Source organism: Streptococcus sp. 5346 (genome assembly GCF_013277455.1).
Taxonomy (GTDB): Bacteria; Bacillota; Bacilli; order Lactobacillales; family Streptococcaceae; genus Streptococcus.
The window spans coordinates 1-20,520 of the sequence record NZ_VMMY01000020.1 but is presented as its reverse complement, the minus strand read 5'-3'; the positions used below and the strand labels follow the sequence as shown (position 1 = coordinate 20,520).

At 39.7% G+C, this 20,520-nt stretch carries 20 protein-coding genes, 1 tRNA gene and 1 rRNA gene; 21 read left to right on the top strand and 1 reads right to left on the bottom strand.

The window, feature by feature from the left end; genetic code table 11:
* The first annotated feature begins 21 nt into the window (after positions 1-21).
* From HT732_RS09730 to gap, 14 genes are all read left to right on the top strand, one after another.
* Positions 22-1,212: an acetate kinase gene (locus HT732_RS09730; protein ID WP_173254915.1), complete on the top strand. Its 1,191-nt coding sequence runs from the start codon at positions 22-24 to the stop codon at positions 1,210-1,212.
* Between the two features lie 149 nt (positions 1,213-1,361).
* On the top strand, positions 1,362-1,733 hold the full coding sequence (gene rnpA, locus HT732_RS09725) for a ribonuclease P protein component (RefSeq protein ID WP_000739245.1): 372 nt from the start codon (positions 1,362-1,364) through the stop codon (positions 1,731-1,733).
* Positions 1,708-2,532 carry a membrane protein insertase YidC gene (locus tag HT732_RS09720; RefSeq protein WP_345890513.1) on the top strand — a complete coding sequence of 275 codons (825 nt, stop codon included), beginning with the start codon at positions 1,708-1,710 and terminating at the stop codon, positions 2,530-2,532. Before rnpA ends, HT732_RS09720 begins: the two co-directional genes overlap by 26 nt.
* Positions 2,533-2,549: 17 nt before the next feature.
* Entirely contained in the window at positions 2,550-3,539 is a 990-nt protein-coding gene (gene jag / locus HT732_RS09715) for an RNA-binding cell elongation regulator Jag/EloR (RefSeq protein WP_173254911.1), read from the top strand.
* Between the two features lie 50 nt (positions 3,540-3,589).
* Positions 3,590-4,213, top strand: a complete 624-nt coding sequence (locus tag HT732_RS09710; protein WP_173254909.1) for a ribonuclease P — start codon at positions 3,590-3,592, stop codon at positions 4,211-4,213.
* A 115-nt stretch (positions 4,214-4,328) separates the two neighbouring features.
* Entirely contained in the window at positions 4,329-6,305 is a 1,977-nt protein-coding gene (gene tkt / locus HT732_RS09705) for a transketolase (protein ID WP_173254906.1), read from the top strand.
* Positions 6,306-6,430: 125 nt separating this feature from the next.
* On the top strand, positions 6,431-6,730 hold the full coding sequence (yajC, locus tag HT732_RS09700; RefSeq protein ID WP_042900241.1) for a preprotein translocase subunit YajC: 300 nt from the start codon (positions 6,431-6,433) through the stop codon (positions 6,728-6,730).
* A gap of 46 nt (positions 6,731-6,776) precedes the next feature.
* Positions 6,777-7,220 carry a low molecular weight protein-tyrosine-phosphatase gene (locus tag HT732_RS09695; protein WP_173218206.1) on the top strand — a complete coding sequence of 148 codons (444 nt, stop codon included), beginning with the start codon at positions 6,777-6,779 and terminating at the stop codon, positions 7,218-7,220.
* Entirely contained in the window at positions 7,207-7,617 is a 411-nt protein-coding gene (locus HT732_RS09690) for a hypothetical protein (protein WP_173218208.1), read from the top strand. Before HT732_RS09695 ends, HT732_RS09690 begins: the two co-directional genes overlap by 14 nt.
* A 298-nt stretch (positions 7,618-7,915) precedes the next feature.
* Positions 7,916-10,567 carry a bifunctional acetaldehyde-CoA/alcohol dehydrogenase gene (gene adhE, locus HT732_RS09685; protein ID WP_173218210.1) on the top strand — a complete coding sequence of 884 codons (2,652 nt, stop codon included), beginning with the start codon at positions 7,916-7,918 and terminating at the stop codon, positions 10,565-10,567.
* A 122-nt stretch (positions 10,568-10,689) separates the two neighbouring features.
* The gene (locus tag HT732_RS09680) at positions 10,690-11,610 is read left to right on the top strand and encodes an XRE family transcriptional regulator (RefSeq protein WP_173254904.1); all 921 of its coding nucleotides are present in this window, start codon (positions 10,690-10,692) and stop codon (positions 11,608-11,610) included.
* Positions 11,611-11,926: 316 nt separating this feature from the next.
* The gene (locus HT732_RS09675) at positions 11,927-12,610 is read left to right on the top strand and encodes an ABC transporter ATP-binding protein (RefSeq protein WP_173254902.1); all 684 of its coding nucleotides are present in this window, start codon (positions 11,927-11,929) and stop codon (positions 12,608-12,610) included.
* Positions 12,579-13,880 (top strand): ABC transporter permease, encoded by a 1,302-nt coding sequence (locus HT732_RS09670; protein ID WP_173254900.1) that lies wholly within the window; start codon positions 12,579-12,581, stop codon positions 13,878-13,880. Before HT732_RS09675 ends, HT732_RS09670 begins: the two co-directional genes overlap by 32 nt.
* 176 nt (positions 13,881-14,056) lie before the next feature.
* The gene (gap, locus tag HT732_RS09665; protein WP_000260687.1) at positions 14,057-15,067 is read left to right on the top strand and encodes a type I glyceraldehyde-3-phosphate dehydrogenase; all 1,011 of its coding nucleotides are present in this window, start codon (positions 14,057-14,059) and stop codon (positions 15,065-15,067) included.
* 67 nt (positions 15,068-15,134) lie between these two features.
* Here the strand turns inward: gap and HT732_RS09660 are convergent, their stop codons facing one another.
* Positions 15,135-16,010, bottom strand: a complete 876-nt coding sequence (locus HT732_RS09660; RefSeq protein WP_345890512.1) for an RluA family pseudouridine synthase — start codon at positions 16,008-16,010, stop codon at positions 15,135-15,137.
* Between the two features lie 86 nt (positions 16,011-16,096).
* Here HT732_RS09660 and pbp2a point away from each other — a divergent pair, with 86 nt between their 5' ends.
* From pbp2a to HT732_RS09625, 7 genes are all read left to right on the top strand, one after another.
* Complete coding sequence (pbp2a, locus tag HT732_RS09655; protein ID WP_173254898.1) at positions 16,097-18,292, top strand: penicillin-binding protein PBP2A; 2,196 nt, start codon at positions 16,097-16,099, stop codon at positions 18,290-18,292.
* 52 nt (positions 18,293-18,344) lie between these two features.
* Positions 18,345-18,497, top strand: a complete 153-nt coding sequence (rpmG, locus tag HT732_RS09650) for a 50S ribosomal protein L33 (RefSeq protein WP_001809375.1) — start codon at positions 18,345-18,347, stop codon at positions 18,495-18,497.
* 9 nt (positions 18,498-18,506) lie between these two features.
* Positions 18,507-18,683: a preprotein translocase subunit SecE gene (gene secE, locus HT732_RS09645; RefSeq protein WP_001210991.1), complete on the top strand. Its 177-nt coding sequence runs from the start codon at positions 18,507-18,509 to the stop codon at positions 18,681-18,683.
* Between the two features lie 54 nt (positions 18,684-18,737).
* Positions 18,738-19,274, top strand: a complete 537-nt coding sequence (gene nusG / locus HT732_RS09640) for a transcription termination/antitermination protein NusG (protein ID WP_000376739.1) — start codon at positions 18,738-18,740, stop codon at positions 19,272-19,274.
* Between the two features lie 121 nt (positions 19,275-19,395).
* Entirely contained in the window at positions 19,396-19,875 is a 480-nt protein-coding gene (locus HT732_RS09635) for a sigma-70 family RNA polymerase sigma factor (protein WP_173254897.1), read from the top strand.
* Positions 19,876-19,966: 91 nt separating this feature from the next.
* Positions 19,967-20,038 (top strand) — tRNA-Glu (locus tag HT732_RS09630).
* 242 nt (positions 20,039-20,280) lie between these two features.
* A 16S ribosomal RNA gene (locus HT732_RS09625) occupies positions 20,281-20,520 on the top strand; the annotation flags it as partial.

Genomic DNA, 20,520 nt, shown 5'->3' with positions numbered 1-20,520 from the left:
CTTAAAAAGGGGTATCGTGTTATGACAAAAACAATTGCAATCAATGCAGGAAGTTCAAGTTTAAAATGGCAATTATATTTAATGCCAGAAGAAAAAGTATTGGCGAAAGGTTTGATTGAACGTATCGGTTTGAAAGATTCAATTTCAACTGTAAAATTTGACGGCCGTTCTGAACAACAAATTTTGGATATCGAAAATCACACACAAGCTGTTAAAATTTTATTGGATGACTTGATTCGTTTCGATATTATCAAGGCTTATGACGAGATTACAGGTGTTGGACACCGTGTTGTTGCTGGTGGAGAATATTTCAAAGAATCAACAGTCGTTGAGGGAGATGTTTTAGAAAAAGTTGAAGAGTTGAGCTTGTTGGCTCCTCTCCACAATCCAGCTAATGCAGCAGGTGTTCGTGCCTTCAAGGAATTATTGCCAGACATCACCAGTGTAGTTGTTTTTGATACTTCATTCCACACAAGTATGCCAGAGAAAGCTTATCGCTACCCTCTCCCAACAAAATATTACACAGAAAACAAGGTTCGTAAATATGGTGCCCACGGTACAAGTCACCAGTTTGTAGCAGGAGAAGCCGCAAAACTTTTGGGCCGTCCATTAGAGGACTTGAAATTGATTACTTGCCACATCGGTAATGGTGCTTCTATTACAGCTGTTAAGGGTGGTCAATCTGTCGATACTTCAATGGGCTTCACTCCACTTGGTGGTGTGATGATGGGAACTCGTACAGGGGATATTGACCCAGCTATCATTCCTTACTTAATCCAATATACAGAGGACTTTAACACGCCTGAAGATATTAGTCGCGTCCTCAATCGTGAATCAGGCCTTATGGGTGTTTCAGGCAAATCTAGTGATATGCGCGATGTGATTGCTGCTATGGAAGAAGGGGACCACGATGCCACTTTAGCCTATGAAATGTATGTTGATCGCATTCAAAAACATATCGGTCAATACCTTGCAGTCTTAAATGGAGCAGATGCTATTATCTTTACTGCAGGTATTGGTGAAAATGCTGCAAACGTACGTGAAGATGTTATCTCAGGTATCTCTTGGTTTGGCTGTGATGTTGATCCAGAGAAGAACGTCTTTGGCGTGACAGGAGACATCTCAACAGAGGCAGCGAAGATTCGTGTCTTGGTTATTCCAACAGATGAAGAGCTAGTTATTGCCCGTGACGTTGAACGCTTGAAAAAATAAGTAAAATTAGAAAAAATATTCAGTACAAGGAGTTGGGAAAGAGATTTTTCCAGCTTCTTTTTCTGATGGAAATGTCCAAAACCTTGCTATGATTGGCTTTTTTGAAAAATATGGTATAATAGTAGTAATTTAATAGATGGAGTTGAGTTTTGAAGAAAAACTTTCGTGTAAAAAGAGAGAAAGATTTTAAGGCGATTTTCAAGGAGGGGACAAGTTTTGCTAATCGCAAATTTGTTGTCTACCAATTAGAAAATCAGAAAAACCATTTTCGAGTAGGTCTATCAGTTAGCAAAAAACTGGGGAATGCCGTCACTAGAAATCAAATTAAGCGACGGATTCGGCATATTATCCAGAATGCAAAAGGGAGTCTGGTAGAAGATGTCGATTTTGTTGTCATTGCTCGAAAAGGAGTCGAAACCTTGGGATACGCAGAGATGGAGAAAAATCTACTCCACGTATTAAAATTATCAAAGATTTACCAGGAAGGAAATGGGAGTGAAAAAGAAACTACAGTTGACTAGTTTGCTAGGACTGTCTCTATTGATCATGGCAGCCTGTGCAACAAATGGGACAACGAGCGATATTACAGCCGATTCAGCTGATTTTTGGAGTAAATTTGTTTACTTCTTTGCGGAAATCATTCGCTTTTTATCATTTGATATCAGTATCGGAGTGGGGATTATTCTCTTTACGGTCTTGATTCGTACAGTTCTCTTGCCGGTCTTTCAAGTGCAAATGGTGGCTTCTAGAAAAATGCAGGAAGCTCAACCACGCATTAAGGCGCTTCGAGAACAATATCCAGGTCGAGATATGGAAAGCAGAACCAAGCTAGAGCAAGAAATGCGTAAAGTCTTTAAAGAAATGGGTGTCAGACAGTCAGATTCTCTTTGGCCGATTTTGATTCAGATGCCGGTTATCTTGGCCTTGTTCCAAGCTCTATCAAGAGTTGACTTTTTAAAGACAGGTCATTTCTTATGGATTAACCTTGGTGGTGTGGATACAACCCTTGTTCTTCCGATTTTAGCAGCAGTATTCACCTTTTTAAGTACTTGGCTGTCCAACAAAGCCTTGTCTGAGCGTAATGGGGCTACGACTGCGATGATGTATGGGATTCCAGTCTTGATTTTTATCTTTGGGGTTTATGCTCCGAGCGGAGTTGCTCTCTACTGGGCAGTGTCCAATGCTTATCAAGTCTTGCAAACCTATTTCTTGAACAATCCATTCAAGATTATCGCAGAGCGAGAGGCGGTAGTTCAGGCACAGAAAGATTTGGAAAATAGAAAAAGAAAAGCCAAGAAAAAGGCTCAGAAAATGAAATAATAAGGAGGAATCTGGTAATGGTAGTATTTACAGGTTCAACTGTTGAAGAAGCAATCCAGAAAGGATTGAAAGAATTAGATATTCCAAGAATGAAGGCTCATATCAAAGTCATTTCTCGTGAGAAAAAAGGGTTTCTTGGCTTATTTGGTAAAAAACCAGCCCAAGTGGATATCGATGCTATTAGTGAAACGACAGTTGTAAAAGCAAACCAACAAGCTGTAAAGGGAGTTCCAAAGCAAATTAATGATTTGAATGAGCCTGTTAAAACAGTCAGTGAAGCAACGGTTGATTTGGGTCATGTTGTAGAGGCAATTAAAAAGATTGAAGAGGGAGGCCAAGGTATTTCTGATGAAGTCAAGGCTGAAATCTTAAAACATGAAAGACATGCCAGCACTATCTTAGAAGAAACTGGTCACATTGAGATTTTAAATGAATTACAACTTGAAGAAACTGACCTCGAAGAAGTAGTAGAAACTCCTAATATTGAAATCCAAACTGAGCAAACTGAAAGTCAAGAACTAGAAGAATTGGGCTTGAAGGTTGAACCGAGCTTCGATATTGAACAAGTAGCTACGGAAGTAACGACTTATGTTCAAACAATTATTGATGACATGGATGTTGAAGCCACACTTTCAAATGATTATAACCGTCGTAGCATCAATCTACAAATTGACACCAACGAACCAGGTCGTATTATCGGCTACCATGGTAAAGTTTTGAAGGCCTTGCAACTGTTGGCTCAAAATTATCTTTACAACCGCTATTCAAGAACCTTCTACATTACTATTAATGTCAATGATTATGTTGAACACCGTGCAGAAGTCTTGCAGACCTATGCGCAAAAATTGGCGACTCGTGTTTTAGAAGAAGGACGCAGTCATCAGACAGATCCAATGTCGAATAGCGAACGCAAGATTATCCATCGTATTATTTCACGTATGGATGGCGTGACCAGTTACTCTGAGGGTGATGAGCCCAATCGCTATGTCGTTGTAGATACAGAATAAACAAAATCAGGGTTCTCCTGATTTTTTGCTAGCTGGAGGAGATTAAATTAATGTTGAATAAGATAAGAGACTATCTAGACTTTGCAGGTTTGCAGTACCGTAATCCTGATAAAGCGGGAGCAGAGCGAGAGAAGATGCTGGCATTTCGCCACAAAGGTCAAGAGGCCAGAAAGGCTTTTACAGAGCTAGCCAAAGCCTTTCAAGTAAGGCATCCAGAATGGCAACTCCAACAGACAAGCCAGTGGATGAATCAGGCGCAACGTTTGCGACCACATTTCTGGGTCTATCTACAGAGAGACGGACAAGTGACAGAACCTATGTTGGCCCTTCGTTTGTATGGAGTACCCTCTGATTTTGGTGTCTCACTAGAAGTTAGTTTTATCGAGCGCAAGAAAGATGAGCAAACTTTGGAGAAACAAACCAAGGTATTAGAAGTTCCAGTTGTAGAAGGAATTTATTATCTAGCCTACTCTGATGGTCAAAGTCAAAGATGGGATGCGAACGAAGAAAATCGTAAAATTTTAAGAAATAAAATATCTAATCAGGAAGTCCGAAAAGTGTTAGTTAAGGCAGATGTTTCTTTTATTGAAAATCAATCATTAGAAGTGATTTTAGAAAAATTAGATGAAGCTTATGAGCGCTTACTTCCCTACTATCAGGCGACTAGAGGATAGCAAATAGAATACTGATTTACGTCGAATTGTTTAATTGCTATTCTATGTATTTTTTCATATAATAGTAAAATAGAATGTGTGATACAATAATCACCTCAAATAGAAAGGAAATTCTATGTCAAATCTATCTGTTAATGCAATTCGTTTCCTAGGTATTGACGCTATCAACAAAGCCAACTCAGGTCACCCAGGTGTTGTTATGGGAGCGGCTCCGATGGCTTACAGCCTCTTTACAAAACAACTTCGTATCAATCCAGCTCAACCAAACTGGATCAACCGCGACCGCTTTATTCTTTCAGCAGGTCATGGTTCAATGCTTCTTTATGCCCTTCTTCACCTTTCTGGTTTTGAAGATGTTAGCATGGATGAGATTAAGAGCTTCCGTCAGTGGGGTTCAAAAACACCAGGCCACCCAGAATTTGGACATACAGCAGGGATTGATGCTACAACAGGTCCTCTAGGACAAGGGATTTCAACTGCCACTGGTTTTGCCCAGGCAGAACGTTTCTTGGCAGCCAAATATAACCGCGAAGGTTACAATATCTTTGACCACTATACTTATGTTATTTGTGGAGACGGAGATTTGATGGAAGGTGTTTCAAGTGAGGCGGCTTCATACGCAGGTTTGCAAAAACTAGACAAGTTGGTTGTTCTTTATGATTCAAATGACATCAACTTGGATGGTGAGACAAAAGATTCCTTTACAGAAAGTGTTCGTGACCGTTACAATGCCTACGGTTGGCATACAGCCTTGGTTGAAGATGGGACAGACTTGGAAGCTATCCATGCAGCTATCGAAACAGCTAAAGCTTCAGGCAAACCATCTTTGATTGAAGTGAAGACTGTTATTGGATACGGTTCTCCAAACAAACAGGGAACTAATGCCGTACACGGTGCTCCTCTTGGAGCAGATGAAACTGCAGCAACTCGTCAAGCCCTTGGTTGGGACTACGAACCATTTGAAATCCCAGAACAAGTATATGCTGATTTCAAAGAACATGTTGCAGACCGTGGTGCATCAGCTTATCAAACTTGGACAAAGCTAGTTGCTGATTATAAAGAAGCTCACCCAGAATTGGCTGCAGAAGTCGAAGCTATCATTGATGGACGCGATCCAGTTGAAGTGACTCCAGCAGACTTCCCAACCTTAGAAAACGGCTTTTCTCAAGCAACTCGTAACTCGAGTCAGGATGCTTTGAACGTTGTGGCAGCTAAGTTGCCAACTTTCTTGGGTGGATCAGCTGACCTAGCTCACTCAAACATGACTTATATCAAGACTGACGGACTTCAAGACGATGCCAATCGCTTGAACCGTAACATTCAGTTTGGTGTCCGCGAATTTGCAATGGGAACGATCTTGAACGGGATGGCTCTTCATGGTGGACTTCGTGTATACGGTGGAACTTTCTTCGTCTTCTCTGACTATGTGAAGGCAGCTGTCCGCTTGTCAGCCTTGCAAGGTCTTCCTGTGACTTATGTCTTTACCCACGATTCTATTGCAGTTGGGGAAGATGGTCCAACTCACGAACCAGTTGAGCACTTAGCAGGACTTCGTGCTATGCCAAATCTGAATGTTTTCCGTCCAGCAGATGCGTGTGAAACGCAAGCAGCTTGGTACCTTGCAGTGACAAGTGAGAAAACACCAACTGCCCTTGTCTTGACACGTCAAAACTTGACTGTTGAAGAGGGAACAGACTTCGACAAGGTTGCTAAAGGTGCTTATGTCGTCTATGAAAATGCAGCAGATTTTGATACAATCTTGATTGCGACAGGTTCAGAGGTCAATCTAGCTGTCTCAGCTGCTAAAGAATTGGCTAGTCAAGGCGAAAAAGTCCGCGTAGTCAGCATGCCATCTACAGATGTCTTTGATAAACAAGATGCAGCTTACAAGGAAGAAATCCTTCCAAATGCAGTTCGCCGTCGTGTTGCAGTCGAAATGGGTGCAAGTCAAAACTGGTACAAATATGTTGGTCTAGATGGTGCTGTTCTTGGTATTGATACCTTCGGAGCCTCTGCCCCAGCACCAAAAGTATTGGCAGAATATGGCTTTACTGTTGAAAATCTTGTAAAAGTCGTTCAAAACTTGAAATAATCCTAAAAATCAGGGCGTAAGCTCTGGTTTTTCTGGTTTTTCTTACTAGAAAAGCAAGGTACAATCTTGTAAAAGTAGCTGAAATTTGATATAGTAGTCCTATGTAAAAGACAAAGGAGAAACTAATGAATCCAAATTATACATTTTTAATCATACTAGTCCTTATGATGGGTTTGATGTTCTTTACGCAACGCTCTCAAAAGAAACAAGCACAAAAACGTATGGAAAGTTTAAACAAACTACAAAAAGGCTATGAAGTGATTACAATCGGTGGACTTTACGGAACAGTCGATGAAGTAGATACGGAGAAGAGAACGATTGTTCTTGATGTAGATGGAGTTTACTTGACTTTTGAACTAGCTGCTATCAAGACCGTATTGCCGCTGAAAGAAACAGCTTCACTCGAAGGCGCAATTGAAAAATAAGACGGGATTACTAACTCCCGTTTTTCTATAAAAGAAAGGAAATGGGATGAAAAAACTAGTCTTTGTCTGCCTGGGAAATATTTGCCGTAGCCCTATGGCCGAGTTTGTTATGAAATCAATGACAGCTAATTATGAAATTCAAAGTCGAGCGACTTCCTCTTGGGAACATGGCAATCCGATTCATAAGGGAACTCAAGGGATTTTTCAAGAGTATGAGATTCCTTATGATAACTGCAAGACATCGCTTCAGATTAGTAAGGAAGATTTTGAAGCCTTTGATTATATTATCGGAATGGACGCTTCAAATGTTTCTGACTTACGTCAGATGTGTCCAGTAGACTGTCAAGATAAGATTTACTCATTTGCATCTGAAAGTGTTCCAGATCCTTGGTATACTGGAGATTTTGAAGAAACTTATCAGCGTGTTCAAGAGGGTTGTCAAGCATGGTTAGAACGTTTAGAAAAGGAGAGTGAAGGTGGGAAATCTTAAGAATTTTTACGACAAGTATCGTGTCTATCTGACTCGTCCACGTTTAGAACTTCTAGCAGTAGTTACCATTGCTATCTGTGCTGTACTCGTCTTTTTCCTAAATATTCCCGGAAAAGGTGTCTTAAAACTCGATAATGGAACGATTGTTTACGATGGCAGTCTTGTCCGTGGTAAAATGAATGGACAAGGTACCATCACCTTCCAAAATGGAGATCAATATACAGGTGGTTTCAACAATGGAGCCTTCAACGGAAAAGGTACCTTTCAATCCAAAGAAGGCTGGACCTACGAAGGTGATTTTGTAAATGGTCAGGCTGAAGGAAAAGGGAAACTAACAACAGAACAAGAAGTTGTTTATGAAGGGACTTTTAAACAAGGCGTTTTTCAACAAAAATAAAGCCTCCTTATCAAAGGAGGTATTATTAGAACTGCAAAGTAAGCGCTTACCTGCAAATCCCTTTCTTTCCAAGTTCCTCTTCCAATCAAGTTTGTGAAATAAAAAATATTTGAAATAAATTTCACAAATTCCAAAGATAAGACCTGATAAGAAAAGAAAATGAGAAAAATTTCACAAGGAACTAAAAATTCTTTGTGAAATGTTCATGAAACTGTTTACAAAGTTGAAATAATGCGTTATAATAAACTTGTGAAAAAATTAACAAAGGATTAAATCCTTGAAAGCTATGGAGGAAAATATGGCTGATAAAAAAACTGTGACACCAGAGGAAAAGAAACTCGCTGCTGAAAAACATGTAGATGAGTTGGTGCAAAAAGCTCTCGTAGCCCTTGAAGAAATGCGTAAATTGGATCAAGAGCAAGTCGACTATATTGTGGCCAAAGCGTCAGTAGCAGCTTTGGATGCCCATGGAGAATTGGCTTTACATGCCTTTGAAGAAACAGGACGTGGTGTGTTTGAAGATAAAGCAACTAAGAACTTGTTTGCTTGTGAACACGTAGTAAACAACATGCGCCATACTAAGACAGTTGGCGTTATTGAAGAGGACGATGTAACAGGTTTAACCCTTATTGCTGAACCGGTCGGTGTTGTTTGTGGTATCACTCCAACAACAAACCCAACATCAACAGCAATCTTCAAATCATTGATTTCATTGAAGACACGTAACCCAATCGTCTTTGCCTTCCATCCATCAGCACAAGAATCATCTGCTCATGCAGCACGTATCGTCCGCGATGCAGCTATCGCAGCAGGAGCTCCTGAAAACTGTGTGCAATGGATTACTCAACCATCTATGGAAGCAACTAGTGCCCTTATGAACCACGAAGGTATTGCAACAATTCTTGCAACAGGTGGTAATGCCATGGTTAAAGCGGCTTACTCATGTGGTAAACCAGCTCTTGGGGTAGGTGCCGGAAACGTTCCAGCTTATGTTGAAAAATCAGCTAACATTCGCCAAGCTGCACACGATATCGTCATGTCTAAATCATTTGATAACGGTATGGTCTGTGCATCTGAACAAGCGGTTATCATTGATAAAGAAATTTACGATGAATTTGTAGCAGAGTTCAAATCTTACCATACTTACTTTGTAAACAAGAAAGAAAAAGCTCTTCTTGAAGAATTCTGCTTTGGCGTGAAAGCAAACAGCAAAAACTGTGCTGGTGCAAAATTGAACGCTGACATCGTTGGTAAACCAGCAACTTGGATTGCAGAACAAGCAGGATTTACAGTTCCAGAAGGAACAAACATTCTTGCTGCTGAATGTAAAGAAGTTGGTGAAAATGAGCCATTGACTCGTGAAAAATTATCACCAGTTATCGCAGTTTTGAAATCTGAAAGCCGTGAAGATGGTATTATTAAGGCTCGTCAAATGGTTGAATTTAACGGTCTTGGTCACTCAGCAGCCATCCATACAGCTGACGAAGAATTGACTAAAGAATTTGGTAAAGCTGTTAAAGCTATTCGTGTTATCTGTAACTCACCTTCTACTTTCGGTGGTATCGGGGACGTTTACAATGCCTTCTTACCATCATTGACACTTGGATGTGGTTCTTACGGACGCAACTCAGTTGGGGATAACGTTAGTGCCATTAACCTCTTGAATATCAAAAAAGTCGGAAGACGGAGAAATAACATGCAATGGATGAAACTTCCTTCAAAAACATACTTTGAACGTGATTCAATTCAATACCTTCAAAAATGTCGTGACGTTGAACGTGTCATGATCGTTACTGACCATGCCATGGTAGAGCTTGGTTTCCTTGATCGTATCATCGAACAACTTGATCTTCGTCGTAATAAGGTTGTTTACCAAATCTTTGCTGATGTAGAACCAGATCCAGATATCACAACTGTAAACCGTGGTACTGAGATTATGCGTGCCTTTAAACCAGATACAATCATCGCTCTTGGTGGTGGTTCTCCGATGGATGCCGCTAAAGTAATGTGGCTCTTCTACGAACAACCAGAAGTGGACTTCCGTGACCTTGTTCAAAAATTCATGGATATCCGTAAACGTGCCTTCAAATTCCCATTGCTTGGTAAGAAGACTAAATTCATCGCTATCCCAACTACATCTGGTACAGGATCTGAAGTAACACCATTTGCCGTTATCTCTGATAAAGCAAACAACCGTAAATACCCAATCGCTGACTACTCATTGACACCAACTGTGGCAATCGTAGACCCTGCCTTGGTATTGACAGTTCCTGGATTTGTTGCTGCGGATACTGGTATGGACGTATTGACTCACGCGACTGAAGCTTACGTATCACAAATGGCTAGCGACTACACTGACGGTCTTGCACTTCAAGCCATCAAACTTGTATTCGAAAACCTTGAAAGCTCAGTTAAGAATGCAGACTTCCACTCACGTGAGAAAATGCATAACGCTTCAACAATCGCTGGTATGGCCTTTGCCAATGCCTTCCTAGGTATTTCTCACTCAATGGCTCATAAGATTGGTGCGCAATTCCACACAATCCACGGTCGTACAAATGCAATCTTGCTTCCATACGTCATCCGCTACAACGGTACACGTCCAGCTAAGACAGCAACATGGCCTAAGTACAACTACTACCGTGCAGATGAAAAATACCAAGATATCGCACGCATGCTTGGACTTCCAGCTTCTACTCCAGAAGAAGGTGTGGAATCTTACGCAAAAGCTGTCTACGAACTTGGTGAGCGCGTAGGTATCCAAATGAACTTCAAAGCACAAGGAATCGATGAAAAAGAATGGAAAGAACATTCTCGTGAATTGGCCTTCCTTGCTTACGAAGATCAATGTTCACCAGCTAACCCACGTCTTCCAATGGTTGACCACATGCAAGAAATCATCGAAGATTCTTACTATGGCTACAAAGAAAGACCAGGACGCCGTAAATAATTGTTATCAGCCTAGAGGCAGGAGTTATCCTGTCTCTTTTTTGTAATTCTATTTGAAAAATGGTATAATCATCGCATATATTTATTTGAAGATCAAATCTTTTATAATCATGCGAGGGGCAAATGAACAAGATAAATGAGTTAGGGGATAAAGTGCGACTTTTAAGAGAGGAGAAAGGACTTAGTCGTCCAGTTTTTTGCGGGGATGAGTCTGAATTATCAGTCCGTCAGCTGGTGCGGATAGAAAAAGGAGAATTTCGCCCGACGATAAAAACACTAGAATATATTGCAGAACGATTAGAAATTCCGTCCTACGTCTTGATGCCAGACTATAAGGAATTACCCAAGCGTTACCAAGAATTAAAGTACTTTCTTTTACATCATCCTGACTATGGAGACAAGGAGTTGCAGGAACAGAAGGAAGAATATTTTGATGAGATTTTTGAGTGTTTTTATGATGATTTGCCACGTGATGAGAAGGTGCTAGTGGATTGTCTTCAAGCTATAGATGCAGTGAGAGCAACTGGTAATTCTTTGTATGGTACCAGTTTGCTTGAAAATGGTCTGCATAACTTACTATCCAGAGATGTATATAAAGCCGAGGACTTGTTGAAATTGAGACTGTATTTCAACTGTCAGTTAATGGATGGTTTAAATGTGGGTGAGATAAAAAAGTCTGAGCATGAAACTATTCTTTGTTTTCATGACAAACTAAGTTCTCAGGTTGATAAGATAGAGTTCGATTGTTTGGACTTGCTTAGAGATTCCTTGTTAGCTTCTTTAGCTTGTATAGAAATTATGGGGCTGTTTCGTTATTTTAAGAGAGCAGTTGAGACCTTAAATAAAATAGGGCAGAAAACACGAGATTTTCAAAAACAACCGATTGTCTTGATGGTAGAATGGAAATATTATATTCAGATGGATTATGATACATCCAAACAAAAGTATGAAGAAGCAAAAATGATGGCGAGGATGTTTGGCAATGAGAAGTTAATCGTTAGTTTAGATAATGAATGGAGCGAAGACTTAGAAAGGTATTGCTAAATGCTTTATAGGAGTGACATTTCTGTCATTGAGGGAATGCCGCTTTTTTGTTACAATGAATTTTATACTCAATGAAAATCAAAGAGCAAACTAGGAAACTAGCCGCAGGCTGTACTTGAGTACGGCAAGGCGACGTTGACGTGGTTTGAATTTGATTTTCGAAGAGTATTACTTGATATACATCCAGAAGCAAACTAGGCAATAGAGAGAAAATTCTAAGTAGTAGGCCCATAGGGTAAATCAGTGCTGATGTTGCTTGAAGGATTTTCTGTAAGTATGATGTATGACGATAACAGTTTTAAACAAGGGGGAAAGAATGTCCATTTTATCCATTAAAAATATTTCAAAATTTTATGCCTTGGACGGTAAACATCAAGAACAGGCTTTAAAGAATATAAACCTGCAGATTGCAAAAGGTAAAATTACAGCGATTTACGGGCCGTCGGGCTGTGGCAAAACTAGCTTGCTAAACATTATCAGTGGTCTAGATAGACAATATGAAGGAGTTTTAGAATTTAAAGGGGAATCCCTCCGTGACTTATCAGAGATTGAACTAACTCAATTTCGTAAAAACAAGATTGGATTTGTGTTTCAAAACTTTAACCTTATTCCTCATCAGTCTGTTTTGGACAATGTCAAGCTACCTCTCTATGTCAAAGATTTATCTGACAGGGAGATGACAATGATTGCAAAGGAGCAATTAAGTAACTTGGGTATGGAGCCTTTTATGGCTAAAAATGTTAAACAGCTTTCTGGCGGGCAAAAGCAACGCGTAGCAATAGCGCGTGCGCTGGTAAATCAGCCTGATATGATTGTAGCAGATGAGCCAACGGGTTCGCTGGATTCTCAATCCCAAGAAAAGGTACTGGAGGTATTTAAAAATTTAGCCCAAACAGGGAAAACAGTATTGATTGTAACCCATAATCCAGAGGTTGCTGAATATGCAGACGTGATTATCAAAATGAAGGATGGTGAAGTCGTTGAAGAAGTCAAAAAATAAAGGATTATCATTGAAAAATAAATTCAAACTTTCTTTAAATAACTTTCTGGAAAGAAAGTGGCGTAACCTATTGATTGCGCTAGCAACCTCAATCGGTTTTGTAGGAGTCTTAATTTCTTTCGGCTTGGGAAATGCTTTGATTTCGATGATTGATGAAAATACGAATGGAGGTCAAATCCCTTCTCAAGTTCAGATTGGTTTAAATACAGAAAATGCTGGACGAGGCTTCTTGAATCAAGATGATAAGAACTATATCACGGATACAGTTGGGAAAGAAGCTATTAAATATTTGGAGAGTCCTTTTGGGATGACTATGGCAAATATTACTATAGATGGGCAAGAAATGGATCTGAGTCAAACGATGCCTTCTTATGCTCAAGTAGTGAGTCTCTATGAGGATACAAGTATTTCTGTTAGTAGTAATGAGGCGGACAAAGTATTAGCTGGTTCCCTCTATACTGATGCAAATGAACAGGGCTTGACGATTCCAATCAGTTTACTAAAAAATTGGAATGAACAGACAGGAAACAATCTGACAGCTAGTGATGTTATTGGCAAATCAGTCTCAGCAAGTATTGTAGAAAATGCTGCCGAAGCTAGCAAGACTGCTCAATTTCAAACAACGATTGTACGTGTAATCAATGATGAAGATGACCTGGAGGACAGCAACAGTTTCATGCCGTCTCATCAAATGGAAACGATTTTGAAAGAAGCTGGATTTACAAAAGCTGTATCTTATTTTATCTTGGAACTCAAAGATCCATCACAAACAAAAGCGATAACAGAAGAATTACAGAAAAATAAGAAGTATACCGTTCTTTCTCAACAGAAGGTTCTTGATATTGTGATTACCTTTATTCGTGTCATTCAGGGATTGTTGATTGTGCTTTCATCACAAGCTATTGTGGTAGCAGCGGTCATGATTGGTATCATTATTTACATCAATATCATGCAACGTTCTAAGGAAATAGGTGTCATGAAGGCAGTTGGTTATCAAAATCGTGATGTCAAAGGAATTTTTATTTACGAGGCTATCTGGATTGTAGGAATCGCCTTGCTGCTGGCATTTTTGCTTGCACAAGGGGTGGGAAGTTTGGCGAATGCGATTGTAAGTCACTTTTACCCATCCATCACTAAGGTTTTTGAATTAAATCTTTTATCTGTTTTAGGAACTCTAGTTTTCGCTCTATTACTTGGTTATGTCTCAGCCTACTTCCCAGCGCGTAAAATTAGTAAAATGGATCCTGTAGAATCGCTACGATATGAATAGTAAGGAAGTTCTTGATTTATAGCCTTAAAAAGAAACTAACATAGAAAAACAATGCCCGTACTTGCAATTAAACTTAAATAGTTATATAATAGGTTTGTTGAAAGGTGATTTGTAGTGATTCAAGTTACTCTTTTCACAATAAAAATTTCATGATTTTCATAAGGAGGAAATCACTAATGGTAGTTAAAGTTGGTATTAACGGTTTCGGACGTATCGGTCGTCTTGCTTTCCGTCGTATCCAAAACGTAGAAGGTGTTGAAGTTACTCGTATCAACGACCTTACAGATCCAGTTATGCTTGCACACTTGTTGAAATACGACACAACTCAAGGTCGTTTCGACGGTACTGTTGAAGTTAGAGAAGGTGGATTTGAAGTTAACGGTAAATTCATCAAAGTTTCTGCTGAACGTGATCCAGAACAAATCGACTGGGCTAACGACGGTGTAGAAATCGTTCTTGAAGCTACTGGTTTCTTTGCTAAGAAAGCAGCTGCTGAAAAACACTTGCACGCTGGTGGAGCTAAAAAAGTTGTTATCACTGCTCCTGGTGGAAACGACGTTAAAACAGTTGTATTCAACACTAACCACGACGTTCTTGACGGTACTGAAACAGTTATCTCAGGTGCTTCATGTACTACAAACTGCTTGGCTCCTATGGCTAAAGCTCTTCAAGATAACTTTGGTGTTGTTGAAGGATTGATGACTACTATCCACGCTTACACTGGTGACCAAATGATCCTTGACGGACCACACCGTGGTGGTGACCTTCGCCGTGCTCGCGCTGGTGCTGCAAACATCGTTCCTAACTCAACTGGTGCTGCAAAAGCTATCGGTCTTGTAATCCCAGAATTGAACGGTAAACTTGACGGATCTGCACAACGCGTTCCAACTCCAACTGGATCAGTTACTGAATTGGTAGCAGTTCTTGAAAAGAACGTTACTGTTGATGAAGTGAACGCAGCTATGAAAGCAGCTTCAAACGAATCATACGGTTACACAGAAGATCCAATCGTATCTTCAGATATCGTAGGTATGTCTTACGGTTCATTGTTTGACGCAACTCAAACTAAAGTTCTTGACGTTGACGGTAAACAATTGGTTAAAGTTGTATCATGGTACGACAACGAAATGTCATACACTGCACAACTTGTTCGTACTCTTGAATACTTCGCAAAAATCGCTAAATAATTCATGAGTCGATAAAAAGCAAGGCCTCTGGTCTTGCTTTTTAAATATTAAAAAATGGATGACGCTATCATCCATTCTTTTTTAATTCTTTTTCAAAAGTATCTGATAGGGTAGTGAAGCTTAATTTCTCTAGAGTAAGCGGATGGGTAAAGGACAGTCGAAAGGCATGAAGCATAAGCCGACTTGTTTTTGATTTACTATTATAGAGAGGGTCGCCTAAAATAGGGAAGTTATGATGCGAAAGGTGCACACGAATCTGATGGGTTCGCCCTGTCTTTAGCTTGCAACGAACCAAGGAAGTCTTGTTTGGAAATTGCTTTAATCTGCTTACATGCGTTTCGGCATATTGCCCATTTTTTGTATCAACTACTCGTTTTCTGCGATCATGGCGATCACGTCCGATTTTGTCTTTGAAAACAAGTTCTTTGCTGCTGATATTTCCGTCAACGAGTGCCCAATATTCTCTAGAAATCTCTTTTTTCTCCAATAAGCGATTGAGAATGGGCAGGATAAAAGGATTTTTTGCAAAGAGAACCAAACCACTAGTTTCCATGTCTAGGCGATGAACGACATAGCAGGTTTGGCCAACATAGGCACTGACATGGTTAAGAAGAGCGATTTCGTTTGGCTGATTACCATGCGTTTTCATCCCCTCAGATTTGTTTACAATAATCAAGTGTTGATCTTGATAAACTTCCTGAACGAGGTTTGGGTTGCCCCAAGGAATTTCTTTTTTGGGATAATCTTCCTCGTCAAAAGTCAATTGACAAACATCTCCAGGATTTACCGTCTCGTTCCAATGAACTTCTCGCTGATTAATCAAAATGTGTTTTTTGATTCTCAAAAAATGACGGATTTTTCTAGGTATGAGGAGTTGTTCCTCAAGTAATTGCTTTACCGTCATTTGAGGTAGAGAGTCTGGTAATGTAAATGTGAATTTCATACAGATATTGTAACAAAAAAAGACCTATTTTGATAGGAAATAGCTAAATTCTTGTCTTCCTATGACGAAGATGATAAAATAAACGCATGAAATTAGATAAATTATTTGAGAAATTTCTTTCTCTTTTTAAAAAAGAAACAAGTGAACTAGAGGACTCTGATTCTACTAGCTTACGTCGCTCTCGTAGTGATCGAAAAAAATTAGCCCAAGTAGGTCCAATTCGAAAATTCTGGCGTCGCTATCATCTAACAAAGATTGTCCTTATACTAGGTTTGAGTGCAGGCTTGCTAGTTGGAACCTATTTGTTTGCTGTAGCCAAATCAACCAATGTCAATGATTTGCAAAACGCTTTAAAAACTCGGACACTCATTTTTGACCGTGAAGAAAAAGAGGCTGGTGCTTTGTCTGGTCAAAAGGGAACCTACGTTGAACTGACTGATATCAGTAAAAATTTGCAGAATGCCGTTATTGCGACAGAAGACCGTTCTTTCTATAAAAACGACGGGATTAACTATGGTCGCTTCTTCTTGGCGATTGTCACTGCTGGTCGTTCGGGTGGTGGCTCTACTATTACCCAGCAGCTGGCTAAAAACGCCTATTTGTCACAGGATCAAACTGTCGAGAGAAAAGCGAAAGAATTTTTCCTGGCCTTAGAATTAACAAAAAAATATAGTAAGGATCAGATTTTAACCATGTACCTTAACAACGCCTATTTTGGAAATGGTGTGTGGGGTGTAGAAGATGCGAGTAAGAAATATTTTGGAGTTTCTGCATCAGAGGTGAGTCTGGATCAAGCTGCGACTCTGGCAGGGATGCTCAAAGGACCGGAATTGTATAATCCCTTGAATTCTGTAGAGGATTCTACCAATCGGCGCGATACTGTTTTGCAGAATATGGTTGCAGCAGGATATATTGATAAAAACCAAGAAACCGAAGCTGCAGAAGTTGATATGACTTCGCAATTGCACGATAAGTATGAAGGAAAAATCTCAGATTACCGCTATCCTTCTTACTTTGATGCGGTTGTTAATGAAGCTGTTTCTAAGTATAATCTAACAGAGGAAGAAATTGTCAATAATGGCTACCGCATTTATACAGAGCTGGACCAAAACTACCAAGCAAATATGCAGGTTGTCTATGAGAATACATCGCTATTTCCTAGGGCAGAAGATGGAACATTTGCACAATCAGGAAGTGTAGCTCTTGAACCGAAAACAGGAGGAGTTCGTGGAGTTGTCGGTCAAGTTGCTGACAATGATAAAACTGGATTCCGGAATTTCAACTATGCAACCCAATCAAAACGTAGCCCTGGTTCTACAATTAAGCCTTTAGTTGTTTATACGCCAGCAGTTGAGGCAGGTTGGGCTTTGAATAAGCTCTTGGATAACCATACCATGCAGTATAACAGCTATAAGGTAGATAACTATGCAGGAATTAAAACGAGTCGAGAAGTTCCTATGTATCAAGCCTTGGCAGAATCGCTTAATCTACCTGCTGTTGCTGCTGTTAATGATTTGGGTGTTGATAAGGCTTTTGAGGCAGGCGAAAAATTTGGACTCAACATGGAAAAGGTAGACCGTGTTCTTGGTGTCGCCTTGGGAAGTGGTGTCGAAACCAATCCTCTTCAAATGGCTCAAGCATATGCTGCCTTTGCAAATGAAGGTTTAATGCCGGAAGCACATTTTATTAGTAGAATTGAAAATGCTAGTGGTCAGGTCATTGCGAGCCATAAAAATTCACAAAAACGGGTGATTGATAAGTCTGTAGCTGACAAGATGACTAGTATGATGTTGGGTACATTCACTAATGGAACCGGTATTAGTTCATCGCCTGCAGACTATGTCATGGCAGGGAAAACTGGAACAACTGAAGCAGTTTTCAATCCGGAGTATACAAGTGACCAGTGGGTGATCGGTTATACTCCAGATGTAGTGATTAGTCATTGGCTTGGTTTTCCGACCACTGATGAAAATCACTATCTAGCAGGTTCTACATCAAATGGTGCAGCCCATGTCTTTAGAAATATTGCAAATACCATTTTACCTTATACACCAGGAAGTACCTTTACAGTTGAAAATGCTTATAAGCAAAATGGAATTGCACCAGCCAATACAAAAAGACAAGTACAAACCAATGATAATAGCCAGACAGATGATAATTTGTCTGATATTCGAGGACGTGCGCAAAGTCTAGTAGATGAGGCTAGCCGGGCTATCTCAGATGCGAAGATTAAGGAAAAGGCTCAAACAATATGGGATTCGGTAGTCAATCTATTTCGCTAAGATGCTTGTCAAAGCCTAGCTTTCTTGTTATAATAGATAAGATGGAGGCGTTATGGCACTAAAAAAAGCAAGCCTAGCTTGTGCGGTTTGTGGTTCGAGAAACTATTCAATCAAGATTAGTGGAAACCCCAAGCCTACACGACTAGAAGTAAATAAATTTTGTAAGCATTGTGGCAAGTACACTACACACAGAGAAACGAGATAGGAGAGAGCGATGCGTTTTATTGGAGATATTTTTAGACTTCTTAAAGACACAACATGGCCAACTCGCAAGGAAAGCTGGAGAGATTTTCGTTCTATCATGGAATACACAGCTTTCTTTGTAGTAATTATTTACATTTTTGACCAGTTGATTGTTTCAGGTTTGATTCGATTTATTAACATTTTTTAGAAGGTTAGTGGAGTTAATTACACTAGAAATCTTCTATTTATGAAAGGAAATATCATGGATAGTTTTGATAAAGGGTGGTTTGTTTTACAAACTTATTCTGGTTATGAAAATAAGGTAAAAGAAAATCTATTACAACGTGCACAAACCTACAATATGTTGGATAATATTCTACGCGTTGAAATTCCAACACAAACAGTGCAAGTTGAAAAAAATGGAAAGAGAAAAGAAGTAGAAGAAAATCGCTTTCCAGGTTATGTTCTTGTAGAAATGGTCATGACAGATGAAGCTTGGTTTGTTGTACGAAACACACCAAATGTTACAGGATTCGTCGGATCTCACGGAAATAGATCAAAACCAACTCCATTATTGGAACAAGAAATCCGTGACATTTTGGTATCTATGGGACAAACTGTTCAAGAATTTGATTTCGATGTTGAGGTTGGTCAAACTGTACGTATTATTGATGGAGCTTTTGCAGATTATACCGGTAAGATTACGGAGATTGATAACAATAAAGTGAAGATGATTATCTCTATGTTTGGTAATGACACAGTTGCAGAAGTAAACCTAAACCAAATCGCAGAATTATAACCCAAAGAGAGGCAAGACCTCTCTTTTTTTGTGCAGTTGAGACGGTGTAGAGAACAGAATGGATGAAATGTGCCAAAAGTGTTTCTGGATCTGTTAGACTGTACACAGAAAGGGGAAGATTATGCTTAAAGAATTGTATGAAGAAGTCCAGGGAATTGTATATAAGTGTAGAAATGAATATCACCTTCATTTATGGGAGCTATCGGACTGGGACCAAGAGGGAATGATTTGCTTACATGAATTGATTAGTAGAGAAGAAGGACTAGTAGAAGATATTCCTCGTTTACGTAAATACTTCAAAACAAAATTCCGGAATCGAATTTTAGACTATATCCGTAAACAAGAGAGCCACAAACGAAGATATAATAAAGAACCTTATGAAGAAGTGGGTGAGATAAGTCATCGTATAAGTGAGGGCGGTCTGTGGCTAGATGATTATTATCTCTTTCATGAAACACTAAGAGATTATAGAAACAAACAAAGTAAAGAGAAACAAGAAGAACTAGAACGCGTCTTAAGAGATGAACGCTTCCGAGGGCGTCAAAGAGTGTTAAGAGACTTACGTATTGTGTTTAAAGAGTTTGACATCCGTACTCATTAGGAATTCATGCAAAAAAGTAAAAAAGTTTAAAAAAGGTGTTGACAAAGTTTGAAAAGTCGGTATAATAGTAAGAGTTGAAAATAACAACTCTGGTCCGTTGGTCAAGGGGTTAAGACACCGCCTTTTCACGGCGGTAACACGGGTTCGAATCCCGTACGGACTATGGTATGTTGCGGTAGGAACACTTGATGAAAAAAGATTAAAAAAGTTTCAAAAAAGTGTTGACAAGCGAAAGTGGCTGTGATATACTAATATAGTTGTCGCTTGAAAGAAGCGAGTGACAAAGACCTTTGAAAACTGAACAAGACGAACCAATGTGCAGGGCACTACAACTGAAGTTGTAGTACTGAACAATGAAAAAAACAATAAATCTGTCAGTGACAGAAATGAGTGAGAACTCAAACTTTTAATGAGAGTTTGATCCTGGCTCAGGACGAACGCTGGCGGCGTGCCTAATACATGCAAGTAGAACGCTGAAGGAGGAGCTTGCTTCTCCGGATGAGTTGCGAACGGGTGAGTAACGCGTAGGTAACCTGCCTGGTAGCGGGGGATAACTATTGGAAACGATAGCTAATACCGCATAAGAGTAGATGTTGCATGACATTTGCTTAAAAGGTGCAATTGCATCACTACCAGATGGACCTG